At 56.9% G+C, this 13,567-nt stretch carries 14 protein-coding genes; 7 read left to right on the top strand and 7 right to left on the bottom strand.

Annotation, left to right across the window (positions count from 1 at the left end):
* Nucleotides 1-84: 84 nt before the first annotated feature.
* A complete protein-coding gene (locus RZS32_RS03400; RefSeq protein ID WP_317055627.1) occupies nucleotides 85-822 on the bottom strand; it encodes a hypothetical protein in 738 nt (245 codons plus the stop codon).
* 107 nt (nucleotides 823-929) lie between these two features.
* Here RZS32_RS03400 and RZS32_RS03395 point away from each other — a divergent pair, with 107 nt between their 5' ends.
* The 3 genes from RZS32_RS03395 to RZS32_RS03385 all read left to right on the top strand — a co-directional run bounded on the left by RZS32_RS03395 (nucleotide 930) and on the right by RZS32_RS03385 (nucleotide 2,574).
* Entirely contained in the window at nucleotides 930-1,250 is a 321-nt protein-coding gene (locus RZS32_RS03395; protein WP_317055626.1) for a winged helix-turn-helix transcriptional regulator, read from the top strand.
* 110 nt (nucleotides 1,251-1,360) lie between these two features.
* Nucleotides 1,361-2,236, top strand: a complete 876-nt coding sequence (locus RZS32_RS03390) for a T6SS phospholipase effector Tle1-like catalytic domain-containing protein (protein ID WP_317055625.1) — start codon at nucleotides 1,361-1,363, stop codon at nucleotides 2,234-2,236.
* Nucleotides 2,176-2,574, top strand: a complete 399-nt coding sequence (locus RZS32_RS03385; protein ID WP_317055624.1) for a hypothetical protein — start codon at nucleotides 2,176-2,178, stop codon at nucleotides 2,572-2,574. Before RZS32_RS03390 ends, RZS32_RS03385 begins: the two co-directional genes overlap by 61 nt.
* Before the next feature lie 5 nt (nucleotides 2,575-2,579).
* On the opposite strand, the gene RZS32_RS03380 is transcribed toward RZS32_RS03385, so the two are convergent.
* Nucleotides 2,580-3,767 (bottom strand): hypothetical protein, encoded by a 1,188-nt coding sequence (locus RZS32_RS03380; protein WP_317055623.1) that lies wholly within the window; start codon nucleotides 3,765-3,767, stop codon nucleotides 2,580-2,582.
* A gap of 235 nt (nucleotides 3,768-4,002) precedes the next feature.
* Between RZS32_RS03380 and RZS32_RS03375 the strand changes: the two genes are divergently transcribed.
* A complete protein-coding gene (locus RZS32_RS03375; protein ID WP_317055622.1) occupies nucleotides 4,003-4,674 on the top strand; it encodes a transglycosylase SLT domain-containing protein in 672 nt (223 codons plus the stop codon).
* Between the two features lie 10 nt (nucleotides 4,675-4,684).
* Here RZS32_RS03375 and RZS32_RS03370 read toward each other — a convergent pair whose 3' ends face one another.
* Nucleotides 4,685-5,215 carry a hypothetical protein gene (locus RZS32_RS03370; RefSeq protein WP_317055621.1) on the bottom strand — a complete coding sequence of 177 codons (531 nt, stop codon included), beginning with the start codon at nucleotides 5,213-5,215 and terminating at the stop codon, nucleotides 4,685-4,687.
* Between the two features lie 124 nt (nucleotides 5,216-5,339).
* A complete protein-coding gene (pepN, locus tag RZS32_RS03365; protein WP_317055620.1) occupies nucleotides 5,340-7,892 on the bottom strand; it encodes an aminopeptidase N in 2,553 nt (850 codons plus the stop codon).
* Nucleotides 7,893-8,173: 281 nt separating this feature from the next.
* Between pepN and RZS32_RS03360 the strand changes: the two genes are divergently transcribed.
* Complete coding sequence (locus tag RZS32_RS03360; RefSeq protein ID WP_317055619.1) at nucleotides 8,174-8,950, top strand: gamma-glutamyl-gamma-aminobutyrate hydrolase family protein; 777 nt, start codon at nucleotides 8,174-8,176, stop codon at nucleotides 8,948-8,950.
* Between the two features lie 62 nt (nucleotides 8,951-9,012).
* On the opposite strand, the gene RZS32_RS03355 is transcribed toward RZS32_RS03360, so the two are convergent.
* The 3 genes from RZS32_RS03355 to RZS32_RS03345 all read right to left on the bottom strand — a co-directional run bounded on the left by RZS32_RS03355 (nucleotide 9,013) and on the right by RZS32_RS03345 (nucleotide 11,257).
* Nucleotides 9,013-9,906, bottom strand: a complete 894-nt coding sequence (locus RZS32_RS03355; RefSeq protein WP_317055618.1) for a Hint domain-containing protein — start codon at nucleotides 9,904-9,906, stop codon at nucleotides 9,013-9,015.
* Nucleotides 9,907-10,151: 245 nt separating this feature from the next.
* Entirely contained in the window at nucleotides 10,152-10,505 is a 354-nt protein-coding gene (locus tag RZS32_RS03350; protein WP_317057838.1) for an MmcQ/YjbR family DNA-binding protein, read from the bottom strand.
* A gap of 2 nt (nucleotides 10,506-10,507) precedes the next feature.
* Complete coding sequence (locus RZS32_RS03345) at nucleotides 10,508-11,257, bottom strand: SDR family NAD(P)-dependent oxidoreductase (RefSeq protein ID WP_317055617.1); 750 nt, start codon at nucleotides 11,255-11,257, stop codon at nucleotides 10,508-10,510.
* Nucleotides 11,258-11,397: 140 nt separating this feature from the next.
* Between RZS32_RS03345 and RZS32_RS03340 the strand changes: the two genes are divergently transcribed.
* Nucleotides 11,398-11,850, top strand: coding sequence for a methyltransferase family protein (locus RZS32_RS03340; protein WP_317055616.1), 453 nt, complete (start codon nucleotides 11,398-11,400; stop codon nucleotides 11,848-11,850).
* 132 nt (nucleotides 11,851-11,982) lie between these two features.
* Entirely contained in the window at nucleotides 11,983-13,557 is a 1,575-nt protein-coding gene (locus tag RZS32_RS03335; RefSeq protein ID WP_317055615.1) for a Re/Si-specific NAD(P)(+) transhydrogenase subunit alpha, read from the top strand.
* Nucleotides 13,558-13,567: the final 10 nt, after the last annotated feature.

Below are 13,567 nucleotides of genomic sequence, written 5' to 3'. Positions count from 1 at the left end.
TCATGCTCCGCTTGACGTCCTCGCCGCGGTTTTAGGCCACGGCAGCGATGCGGGCAAGACGATATGCCTTGCCCAAAGAGCAGCTCACGCTGCCACAGAGAGCCCTGGGTCGCGCTGACGCAAACGAGACAAGGATATCAGGTGGGCGCCCAGGAACAGCGGCACAAAATAACCCGGGAACATGGCTAGCGGATGCAGGTTGATGATGTTGGGCGTGTCATGCGCCAGAAGATGCGCAAATCCTTCTGACGTGATGATGCCAAAGAAAACCGCAAATGCAAAGTCAACCATGCCGATGATGTTGGCACGCAAGATCAACTGGCGTGCATTTGGTGCGGCCACACGGGCGGCTTTCCACGCCTGCCAGGCAAAAAGCCCCGCCCAGACGTCGCCAAGCCCAGCTGGCAAGGCAAACTGCCAGGGGATAACCCCTCCGGCCCAGCCCAGCAGGAACAAGGCACCCATCATGCGGGGGATTTGAAAGGCGACCAGGTCAGCATTGCTCAGCGCATGGGTCAACCTGCGTCCGGTAAAGGTGAGCTGTGACAGCGCCCAAAGGGTCAGCGCCCCGCCAAACAAGACGATCAGAACTGTTGGCGGGTCGCCTAGGGTAACCGGCACATTGAACAGGTTGTTGCGCGACATTTCCATCGAAACAACCGCCCAGAGCGCAAGTGCGGTGGCAAATCCCCCAACGACCCAAATGCGGTGATGCTGGGTCAGACCCGCATTGATCGCCGCCGCGTTGCAAAGCAGTACTGCGAAAATCGGCAACAGGATCGTGAACACATCAACGAACGCCAAAAAGAACATGTCCAACATAGAAAAACCTCCAGTAGATACGAAATTAGTAGTTACTATATTTGATATAGGTAACTTCAAATATGATAGTCAATTCAATTTTTGAATTTCCATGCTAAATTGGACAAATGAAAAGCTATGATCGCAACAATTGCCCTGTGATGCGCACCGCCAATGTCGTTGGAGACCGGTGGTCTATTCTGATTTTGCGGGAATTTTTTCTTGAAGGCCCGCGTCGGTTTCAGGACCTGCAAGACGAATTGAACGTTTCGCCAAACACTCTGTCAGGCCGACTGAAAACCCTGGAACAGGCCGGGGTTTTGTCGCGGCGCGCCTATTCCACCAATCCACCTCGTTCAGAATATGTACTGACAGATGCCGGCAAAGCGCTGGGTCCCTTGATCCAGGCGTTCCGTGATTGGGGCGAAAGTTTCGGCCACTCAGATTAGCAAGGTTACGCGCATCGAATTTGCGGGACAAAGCGCGATGGGTTAACAAATTGCTGTTTTATTAAGACCTATTTGAATTTGAAACTTCTGTTTTTCGACAAGGTATCGTTATGCCCAAAAACATTGTTCTGCTCTGCGATGGCACATCCAATGAAATCGCCCGCAACCGCACAAACATCCTGCGTCTTTATGGCTGCCTTAAGAAAGATGCCGATCAACTTGTCTTCTACGATCCCGGAGTCGGCACATTCGGGGCGGAAAACAGCTGGGCTTATTTTGTCCGCAAGGCGGTTGAGATTTGGGGCCTCGCCACGGGCTGGGGCATCGACCGGAATGTCAAGGAAGCGTACCAGTTTCTGGTTGAGAATTATGACGATGGCAAACGCGAAAATGGCGACGATCAGGACCCTGACCGCATCTTCATCATCGGGTTCAGCCGGGGTGCCTACACCGCACGCATGTTAGCCGGTCTCATTCACAATATTGGCCTTATGGATGCTCGAAATCTGAACCTGCTCGACTATGCCTACCGGGCGTACAAGAACATCGGGAAAAGCACGGGCCGCGATGAAACGGATGCCCGCGAACCCGAGAAGAACCCGTTTGCCGAAGTGCGCCTTTTTGAGCGTATGCTGCGTCCGCGCCGTCCCGCCATCGCCTGTCTGGGCCTCTTTGACACGGTTGGGTCCGTAATCGAATGGACCGAACTGGTTCCGCGCATTCGCACGCACGCCCATACTTCGGCCAACCCTTCGGTGGCCGCAGTGCGGCATGCGGTGTGTCTGGATGAGCGACGCACAATGTTTTTGCCGACGCTCTGGCCCGAGGGGGTGAATTTTGGGGTGGCGCATTCCGGCCAAGGCAAGATGCGAAAATCAAGGTGCAGGATGTGGAGGAAGTTTGGTTTTCCGGGGTGCACGGAGATGTGGGGGGCGGTTATGCCGAACGCAAAAGCCAGCTTGCCAAACTCCCACTCAAATGGCTGATTGATGAGACGCGTGCGCTGGGGCTTCTCTACAAGGACGACACAATTCGGAGCCTTGTTCTGGGGGAAGACAAGAAAGGACGCTATGTCGCCCCAGACGGTAAGGCCCCTCGGAACAGGTCGATGAATTGGGCCTGGGCCATTCTGGAGTTCATCCCACGGATCAAAACCAAGTATTGCCTGTCAAAGCGGCCCGCGTTTTTGTGGCTGTATTTGCCTTTCTTTGAACGGCGGTACGTGCCCCTTGGGTCCAAAGTACACAGCTCAGTCTTTGAGCGTCGAGGGACGTCGACTGACTATGACCAACCCAACATTCCTGATGACCACACGGTTGTGTAACTTGTTTAAATCAAACGCTGTCGCTCAATACCGCGCGGCGAAAAGGTGATTGTGCAACCATCTTTGAGCATCGATGACAGTTGTGCCGCAATGATGCGTAGTGCCGTCTGTCGGCCCTTGGCCACCAGAGCGCGCCGCGACGGCAGCATCGGACCAAGACCCGGAGAAAGCAGCGTTTGCGACCAGATCAGCGGGTGCAGTTCACGCAGGTGGTTCTTGAGAAGCCAATCCAGACAGGCGTGGATATCTTCGCGGTTTTGTCGCGCCTGTTTCGTCAAAAGTGCTTCTTCGCCTTGCGGTGCCATTGTGATTGCGCTGAATGCTGTCAAATGGTTAACGATGTGTTGGTCTTGTTTGCGCGATGCGATGTCTTGCAGCCCTTCGATAAAGAACTCCGCATCCAAAAGCTCAAGCGCACGTCGTTTGAGCGCCAGCGCATCCAGATAGACCCAAGTGTAAGCTCCAGCGCCCCAAGTGTCCTGCGTCATGGCCGCGATACGTCGTGCACTGATCTCAAGTTTTTGCAGGCCACCGGCATAGTCCGGTAGGATATGCCGCCCCAAAGCGCGCATATGCCGGGGTGTGGCAGGATCAAGGTCGATTAACTTTTCGTATTCCTCACTCACCCGCACCCCGCGCTTTTCGCAGGCAGCAAAGAGCGCGCAGCGCGCGGCGATCAAGGACGGGGCATTAAGGGCTGTCCCGTCAAATGGGGCCAGAATTGTGGCCGCGCGTTCGATATGTTCCGAAGACTGCTCCGCCGCGCGCACCGGGTCGCTTCGGCCCGCCACGTTCCGCCAGGACCAGGCAATATCGACATGCGCCAACGCCACCACAAGCGACGTGGGATAATCGCCAGGATGGTCGTTCAGAACATCTTCCAGCGCGGCAAGGCCCTCGGCATCCGGGGCAAATCCATCGTAAAGAGCATCTTCCGCCGCGGCCACGAGGTCACTTCGTGCTCCGAACGCCATAAGCATAGCCGCGGACTCGCCACCGGGCGTTGGCAGACGCGTGGCATCCGCAAACTTGATCTTTTGGGACAGCTCATCCCAAAGATCCTGTCGTGCCAGTTTCTGCCCGCGATCCTGATGCATAGAGCGCACCATCTCTTCGTCGGTCACAATCTGCGACGGCAGAATGATCCGCCGGGCCAAGGCGTCGATCTCATCCTCGGCTCGTTTGTCAGCCATAGCAGGACCGGCCGTTGTCGACGGCGAATTTCGCTGTCCGAACAAGCGGGAAATACCCTTTAAGGGGCCGGCTCTGTGGCGCGGGCTGTCTGGCATAGAGTCGTCTGCTCTCGGCTGTTTCGCGCTTATGTGCCATACCAATCCGGCCAAAAAGCGGCAAGGGCGCGGAAAATAAGGGGAAAAGCGCTCTGGCGAGAATGTTGATTTAACACAAGAATCACGTCACGATGCCCCGATGTTGCGCCTCTTTGCCTGTTGTATCGTGGTGGCGTCCACCACCTTGTCTGCCTCCGCCGAGACACCTGTGGCCGATACCAAGCTGTCTCCGCCCGCGCGCGAAGCGAATTTGCCTCGTACCAGATGGGAAACCATTTCTGGTACGGCCTTATGGACCCGCACATCCCTTGCAGCCCTCAAAAATCACGGAGAACCTCTGGCTGCGACGGTGCCAAGTGATATCGCCGATTGGTGCCCGGCTTACCCCACTTCCAGCCCCAAGGCGCGGCGCGCCTTTTGGGTGGGGTTTGTGTCGACCTTGGTCAAACATGAAAGCACGTATCGCCCAAGGGCTGTTGGCGGTGGCGGTCGCTGGTTCGGCCTGACGCAGATTTCTCCATCAACGGCGCGGCTTTATGGGTGCACCGCGCGCTCTGGCTCTGCCTTGAAAAACCCCGTTGCCAACCTCAGCTGTGCTATTCGCATCATGGCCAAAACCGTCCCGCGCGATGGGGTGGTCTCACGCGGCATGCGTGGTGTCGCAGCAGATTGGGGACCTTTGCACAGCAGCAAAAAGCGCAGGGACATGATGGCCTGGACGAAGCGGCAGCCCTATTGCAAGCCGCTCAATTCTGTCCGACCGCGTTTGCGGCCCGACACCGTTGCGCTTGTACTGCCGTCTGACGACTAAACCCTGGGCACTAACTCACACGAAACGCGCGACGAATGTCATCCAGCGCGTCACGTTGCTTTTGATTAAGCTCACCTGACCCGGCGCCCACCGCTGTGTTGATGACGTTCAGAAGTGGCTCAAAACTCTCTTTTCCATTGAGTTTGAAAAGCTTACGGGACACACGCGGAACAGCTGTTTCAGTGCCGTGGCACTCTGAGACAAACCAATGCCCCAGAATAGTTGCCTCTTGCGACGTGCTTGCATCCATCCCCAGTTGAGAGCGCAACGCCCGATCAAGCGCATCACGTTGCTCCTTGGTAGGCAGGTCATCCATCTCAACAAACGCCGTGGCAATTGCTGCAATGGCCAGATTGGGATCTTCAATGGTTTCAACCGGATGCACATTGGTTTTGCGCTTAAAACCAAAACGACGCGCCGCACTGCGCACATCACCGGCCATTTCGACAACGTCATGTGCCACATCAGCGGCATGTCTGGCTCGGATGAAAAAGAAATAGACGGCCGCAGCAACGCCAAGCAGGCCTACAAGAATATGCATAAAACAATCCTCATTAGCGCCCCGAACCCACATAAACGTCACGTGGAGAGCGTAGCAAACAAAAAATCGATCAAACGCAAAGCTTTAGCGGAACTGTGGCTTCCAGGAAATGTGAACTATGCTTTCACGCACCGCGAATGCGTGTCACCATCTCGGTTGTGTCACGGCTCAGCTCGGGCTGGGCCAGGATGCGGTCGAGCGCCCGCGCTGCCATTTCCTGACGCGTCTCATCATAGCGCTTCCAGGTCTCAAAGGCGGTACACATGCGCGCCGTGGTCTGCGGATTGATCGGGTCCAGCTTGATCAGCCAGTCGGCGAGCACGCCATACCCTACGCCTGAGACATGGTGGAACCCGGCAGTATTCATCGTTAAGGCACCAAGCGTGGCACGAAAGCGATTTGGGTTTTTCATTGTAAAATCAGGATGATTTGTCAGGATTTGCGTCACTTCGGCCGCATCATCCGGATCCGCCTGCAAGATCTGCAAGCTGAACCACTTGTCGATCACAAGGCGGTCATGTTTCCACTGATCGTAAAACGCGGTCACTGCTGCCGCGCCTTTGCCTGCCTTGAGAAGACAAGACAAGGCGGCCAGTTGTTGGGTCATATTGTCAGCGTTGTCATACTGTTTTTGCGCCAAAGCCCCGCCATCCACACGGCTGATCATGCCAAGGGCCGCATTGGCCAGCGCGCGCGCCCCGGATTGCTCGGCATTCGGGGCATAAGGTTCGTCCACCTGATATTGTGCATAAAGACGCGTCGCGAGGTCCTGCATCTTTTGCGCTTGCGCCTGTTTTAGCGTCTCAAGCGCGTCCCAGATTGCCTGTGGATCGGGTGTATCGCCTGCCTCATATAGGCTTTGCGCCAAATCTTCCTGGCTGGGCAGACCAAGCGCCAGGGCACGGAACGCTGGGTCAAGGTTGTCGTCACGTGCGACGGCCTCAATCGCGTCCAGATAAGCATCATCCGGCCCCGCGCCATTGCGGATCATCGCCAGCAAGCCATCCCGCGCCAGCGCGCGTCCCGCTTCCCATTTGTTGAACGGATCGGTGTCATGCGCGAGCAAAAAGGCGCGTTCGGCGTTGTCGCTCTCACGCTCCAGGATCACAGGTGCGGAAAATCCGCGCAGAATGGACGGCACCGGGCGGCTGGCCAGACCTTCAAAGACAAAGCTCTGGTTGGCTTGCGTCATCTCAAGCACTTGCGTGGGCACCACTTCATTTCCATTTGGCGCCAGAAGCCCGATAGCAATGGGGATGACGCGGGCGTCTTTGACGTCCTGACCGGGGGTAGGCGGCGTGGATTGCTCAAGATGCAGAGTGAACGTGCCATCCTTATAGGTATCGCGCACTTTCACGCGCGGCGTACCCGCCTGTTCATACCAGCGCTTGAACTGGCTCAGATCACGCCCCGTAGTGTCTTCAAACACCCTGAGCCAATCCTCAATCGTGGCCGCGTCCCCATCGTGACGCTCGAAATAAAGATCAAGCGCCTTGGCATAAGCCTCATCCCCCACCAGAGTTTTGAGCATGCCAATCACCTCGGCGCCCTTTTCGTAGACCGTGGCGGTATAAAAGTTGTTGATCTCAACAAAGCTCTCAGGCCGTACCGGATGCGCCAGCGGGCCATTGTCTTCACAGAATTGACGTGCGCGCAGGGCAATCACATCCGAGATACGTTTGACCGGCTCTGAGCGCATATCCGATGTGAACTGCGCATCGCGAAACACCGTCAGGCCCTCTTTCAGGCACAGCTGAAACCAGTCACGGCAGGTGATGCGGTTGCCGGTCCAGTTGTGAAAGTACTCATGCGCAATGATCGCCTCGACGCGTTCGAAATTGCCATCGGTGCTGGTCTCGGGGCTGGCCAGAACGCAAGAGGAGTTGAAGATGTTCAACCCTTTGTTTTCCATCGCCCCCATGTTGAAGTCATCCACCGCGACGATGTTGAAAATATCGAGATCATACTCGCGCCCATAGACGTCCTCATCCCACCGCATAGACGCCTTGAGCGCCTCCATCCCAAAGGCACATTTGCCCTCGTCGCCGGGGCGCACCCAAATATTCAGCTCGACATCGCGGCCCGACATTGTCTCAAAACGGTCTGGGTGGTTGACCAGGTCACCGGCCACCAACGCAAAAAGATAGGCCGGTTTCGGCCAGGGATCGTGCCACTCGGCAAACCCGTCACCAGATGCACCAGGATTGCCATTGGACAGCTTGACCTTTTCATCCCCCTCAATGCGCACCTCAAAAGGCGCCATGACATCTGGCCGGTCCGGGTAATACGTGATCTTGCGAAACCCCTCGGCCTCGCACTGCGTGCAATACATACCGTTTGACATGTATAGCCCTTCTAGCGCGGTATTGGCCTCTGGGTTGATCTCGACCTCGGCTTCCCAGGTGAATGCCCTCTCAGGCACCGCACAACGCAACCCGCCGTCTTCCAGGATGGGTGTAACCTCAGCGCCGTCAATCTTGGCCCAGATCAGGTCAAGCTCTTCTCCGTGAAGGAAAAAATCGCGCTCTTCCGCCTCAGGGTTGGGGCGAAACACAATCCGGCTGATGACGCGGGTTTTCTCTGGGTTCAGCCGAAAGGTCAGGTGAACCTTGTCGATTTCAAAGCCAAAAGGCTGATAGTCCTTCAGGTAGATCGTTTGAGGCGCGGCATCTTTCATTGGGCATATCTTTCTGATGATTGCCCCAAGGTGTAGCGCATCACGACCCCGCCGCAAGGCCCCGTGTGCAGGCGACAGCTTGCCATGCACCGGGATGCAAATGGTGCATAGACAAATGCGTGCCGCCGCCTGCCTCGTGGATGTACGACAAAAGCCTTACCATACGGTTCGTACCGGGCGATGGATCAAATTGCAGTTTTGCAGGTGTGCTTGTGCATTGATTGAGGTTTTCTTATCTACTTGCCTGCACGATAGTGGGAAAAACGGTTACGGATTTTGGCATGACACGCCCGATTATTGGGATCATTGGCAACAGATACGAGATTGACGAGCGCTATCCGGTGCATGCCGGGGGCACGATGAATTCCGCCGCGGTCGCGGAAGTGTCTGAATGTATGCCGATGCTTGTGCCCTCCGATCCGGCATTTGTCAGCGTGCCGGAGCTTTTGGACGCCTGTGATGGGTTTTTGCTGACCGGCGGGCGCCCCAATGTGCATCCCGAAGAATACGGGCATGAGCCAACAGAGGCGCATGGAGCTTTTGATCGCGCACGTGACGCAGTTGCCTTGCCTTTGGTGCGGGCCTGCCTTGAGCGTGGGCAGCCGATCCTCGGCGTGTGCCGCGGCTTTCAGGAGATGAACGTTGCGCTGGGCGGTACGCTGCATCCCGAAATCCGCGACTTGCCGGGCCGTGACAATCACCGCATGCCCCCCGATGGCACGTTGGAAGAGCAATTTGCCCTGCGCCATCCGGTGACGTTTACAGAAGGCGGTGTCTTTCACCGACTGATGGGGGCACAAGAGGTGATGACCAACACGCTGCATGGTCAGGGCATCATCGACCCCGGCGACGGTGTTGTGATTGATGGTCTTGCCCCGGATGGCACGCCCGAGGCGATCTATGTGCAGGACGCACCTGGATTTGCGCTATCTGTGCAGTGGCACCCGGAATGGAACGCCGCCAACGATCCTGTCAGCCGCCCGCTCTTCAGCGCTTTTGGGGAAGCCGCGCGTTCCTGGCAATCTGGCCGTGGAAGCCCTGTTTTGAAGTCTGCGTGACCATAGCATCCCGGCGGGCGCGGTTTGAATGCATACACATGCAAGAAGACAAGGGATATAGCCTAGGAGTAAGACGCCGCATCTGAACCTTGGTTAGAAAGTATTCTTGCGTCTTCCTCAGACACGCATGCGCGCGCGGGTACAAGATGACGACCTGTTGCCGTGCGCAGTTCTGGAAAGACAGAAAACACCGCTTCGCGTGCCGTTTCATCCAACGCTGTGAGGACAGGATCCGTAGCTTGGAAGCTCTCAGTCGCGATTCCATCGGCATAGATCACTTCATGATGGTCAAACATCAAATGGATGTAATTGATTTTCGCCACGGGGCGGCGTCTGATATCGCGCCCGTTCACCAGATCTTTGGCTGCGACCAAGACTTCAGATGCGCCAAACAGCATGTTGGCCCGGTGCCCGGTGTACAGTATCCGGTGATGCGGTGACACAAGCAGGCCATAAGGCGTATCACCACGTCCGCTATTACAAAGTTCAATTGGTGCAAGAAGACCGTCGGCTTGCACGGTGCGCTGACCGATCCAGCGGATCGGGCGCAGGCCCTGATCGCGGGTGACAACCATATCACCGACCTGAAGCGTTTCGAGCGCGCGTTCGCCTTGTCCGGTCAGGATGCGCGCACCGGGCGTGAAGCAAACCACCTGGTCAAGCGCGGTGTGTGCCATAACGTCTGCGCTTGGTGGTGCCGTGGGCAAAGCTTTGGCGACAGATGTCTTGACCTGCTGCAGCGTGGTATCAGGCGCGCGCACATCCAAACCGGATGAAGAATGGCGCATGCGAGACGTTGAGCCGCGTAGATTGGGCAGGGGTGTCTCAACGCGTGTTCGGATGTGGTCTGGCGCAATAACTTCCAACACGCAATCCGTTTGCGAAGGTCGATAACCAGAATCTAACCTTGGATCCTCAGACGCATGCCACGCGCCATTGTTGGCAAACACTGTCATATATCAGCCCCCCGGCTGGTGACCATTCCGGCCGACCTGGCGCATACCACGCGCCATTCATTACACTTCAAAACCACCATCTCACTGCTCGTTTGTATTTATGGCTAGCACAATACTCTTGCTGCCTGCTTAACACCCACCAAAGGCAGGTCTTTGCAGGGAATGAGGCTGAAACGAGGTCTTTTTTGGCCGAAACTGAAAATTCAGGCGTGGGCTATAGGCAGGAGCCGTAAGGCTGAAGTGTACTAAAGCCCTAATTCAGAACGCTTTTTCTTGGTCAATCCGGCGACAACCATGTCGTAGGACATCACAATATGTTCATATAGCTCGGCGTCAGATAACCCCGGGTCTTCGTAAACCTGAAGCCACTTCATCCCGCGCGAGGCAAGGTAGGGCGCAGGGCGGATACCGGGGCTGTCCCGCAAGACCTCATAGGCAATCTCGCTGACCTTAAAGGTATAGGCATCACGGCCCTCATTCCATCCGGCAATGGCAAAGACTTTGCCGCCAACTTTCCACACATCCGCATTGCCCCATTGCACCACATGGCTGGTGGCCTTCAGCCGGGCGCAAAACGTATTGAAATCATCTCTGCTCAGCATCAAAACTGACCACCGGCAATCTCAATCGCTTGCCCATTCACGCTGTTTGATCCCGGTCCACAGAGCCAGAGTGCGGCAGCGGCCACTTCTTCGGGTGCGATCAGACGTTTGTGTTTGTTGGCCTCCACCATCATGGCGCGGGCGGCATCCTCATCAATACCAGCACGGGCGCTGATGGCTTGAACATTGCGCGTCACAATATCTGTATCAACATAGCCGGGGCACAGCGCGTTGAACGTGATCTCTGACCCCAGGTAGTCTTCGCTGAGGGCACGGATAAGTCCCATAAGCCCATGTTTGCTCGCCGTGTAGGCCGAAGCCCCTCTGAGCCCTTTCAGCCCGGCAATGGAAGACACCGCAATGACCCGGCCCCAACCTGCTTCATGCATGGATTTGAGCGCCTCGCGAATGGTCCAAAAGGCACCATCCAGATTGGTGGCCATGATCCGCCGCCAAAACTCCGTGTCTGTCTTGTGCAGGGCGCGCCCTTCGGCAATGCCTGCGTTGGGTACGACAATCGAAATCGGTCCCCTGGTGTTAACCGCCTGCGAAAACCCATCGACGACACTGGCCTCATCGCTCACATCCATGACCAGTGGATGAAGGACACCCCCAGCCGCGTCCTGCAAAACCTCTTCGCGGCGCCCGGTGATGGTAACATCCGCGCCAGCCTCCGCCAGTGCTTGTGCAATGGCAAGCCCGATGCCCGTGCCGCCTCCTGTGACCACCGCGTGTTTTCCGCTCAGCATGTCAAATCCTCCTTTCCCCACACTCGCCCGAACCATAGGTCTTGCCAAGCCTCGCATTTCGGGGTGTGACAAAGGTGTGGAAAATTGCAATTTTCTATCCTGGAATTTTGCAAAATTCCAGCTCTGCGAAAGGAAGACCCATGCTCAAATGGACCGACATTCCACCCATATGGCTGTTGCTCGCCCTTGTGGTGACTTGGATGCAGGCGACGCATTTTTCCGCCGGTCTAAGCTTCGGTGGGGCTTGGGCTGACTTTGCCGGTGGTCTGTTTGTCGGGGCGGGCCTCCTGTTCATGGCTTTCGCGCTCTACGAAATGCGCCGCTTCAAAACCACGCCCATTCCGCATATGGAGGCCGACCGGCTGGTCACCACGGGCATCTTCAAACGCTCGCGCAACCCCATCTACCTCGGGGACGCCCTCATTCTGACGGGTCTTATCTTGCGTTGGGACGCGGTTCTGTCACTGCCTCTGATTCCCGTCTTCGTCTGGATCATCGAACGCCGCTTTATCATTCCCGAAGAAGACCGCCTGCGCCGCAAATTTCGCGCCGATTTCGCGCGGTATTGCCAAAATACCCGACGTTGGCTTTGACCCCTGCGACAATCGCAGCATTCCAACTTCAGAAAGAATGTGAAATATAACGCGCCTGACCTAGAATCCGTTGAGACACACGCCAACCATGCGGTGACGTATCCGTAGCCAAGACACGGGGAGACTAAGACATTGAAGATCGGAACACCTAAAGAGGTTGCCGAGGGCGAAAACCGGGTCGCGATGACGCCGGACTCCGCCCTGCAACTGCAAAAGCTCGGACACGAGTGTGCGATTGAGGCCGGTGCAGGCCTGGCGGCGGGGTTTTCCGACGCTGATTACAAGGAAGCGGGTGTTGAGGTGATCAAATCCGCCTCGGCCCTGTGGAAGGCCAGCGACATAGTCGCCAAGGTGCGCGTGCCCACCGACACCGAGGTCAAACGCCTTACAAAGGGTAAGACGCTGATTTCCTTCTTCAATCCCGGTGGAAATGAGAAGCAGATGAAGGCCGCCGCCGACAAGGGCGCGACGGTTGTCGCCATGGAAATGGTGCCCCGCATCTCCCGCGCGCAAAAGATGGACGCGCTGAGTTCGATGGCCAATATCGCCGGTTACCGCGCTGTCATTGAGGCCGGTAACAACTTTGGCCGTTTCTTCACCGGTCAAGTCACTGCCGCGGGCAAGGTGCCCCCGGCTAAGGTGCTCGTTGTCGGCGCCGGTGTTGCCGGCCTTGCCGCGATCGGCACCTCGACGTCTCTGGGGGCCATCACCTACGCCTTCGATGTGCGCCCCGAAGTGGCCGAACAAATCGAATCCATGGGCGCGGAATTCGTGTTCCTCGACTTTGAGGACACTCAACAAGACGGCGCAGAGACAGGGGGCTATGCCGCCCCCTCCAGCCCGGAGTTCCAGGCCAAGCAGCTTGAGAAGTTCCGCGAGATGGCGCCAGATATCGACATTGTCATCACCACGGCCCTCATTCCCAACCGGGATGCGCCCATCCTCTGGACCAAGGACATGGTCGAGATGATGAAGCCCGGCTCGGTGATCGTGGACCTCGCGGCTGAACGCGGCGGTAACTGTGAGCTGACCCAAAAGGACGAGAAAATCGTCACCGACAATGGCGTGACCATTGTGGGTTACACCGACTTCCCGTCGCGCATGGCCTCGCAATCCTCGACGCTCTACTCCACCAACATCCGCCACATGATGACCGACCTCACGCCGGAAAAAGATGGCAAGGTCGTGCATGACATGGAGGATGACGTGATCCGTGGGGCTACTGTGACCCATGCGGGCGAAATCACCTTCCCACCACCACCACCCAAAATTCAGGCCATCGCAGCGCAACCCAAGAAAGAAGCGCCGCGCGAGCTGACACCCGAGGAAAAGCGTGCCGAAGAACTGGCGGCGTTCAAAAAGCAAACGGTGCAGCAGGTCTCGCTTCTGGGTGTCGGCGGTGCGCTGATCCTGCTCGTGGGTCTCGTCGCCCCGGCCAGCTTCATGCAGCATTTCATCGTTTTCGTACTGTCGGTCTTTGTTGGCTTCCAGGTGATCTGGAACGTGTCGCACTCACTGCACACGCCGCTCATGGCTGTGACCAACGCAATCTCGTCGATCATCATCCTGGGCGCGCTGATTCAAATCGGATCAAGCTCGTTCTTGATCACACTGATGGCAATGCTCGCGGTCTTCATGGCCGCAATCAACATATTTGGCGGCTTCCTGGTCACACGGCGCATGCTCGCCATGTTCCAGAAATCGTAAGGGGACAGGG

The organism is Roseovarius sp. W115 (assembly GCF_032842945.2).
GTDB lineage: Bacteria > Pseudomonadota > Alphaproteobacteria > Rhodobacterales > Rhodobacteraceae > Roseovarius > Roseovarius rhodophyticola.
Note: the sequence above shows the minus strand (reverse complement) of the source record. Positions and strands in the feature narration are given on the sequence as shown.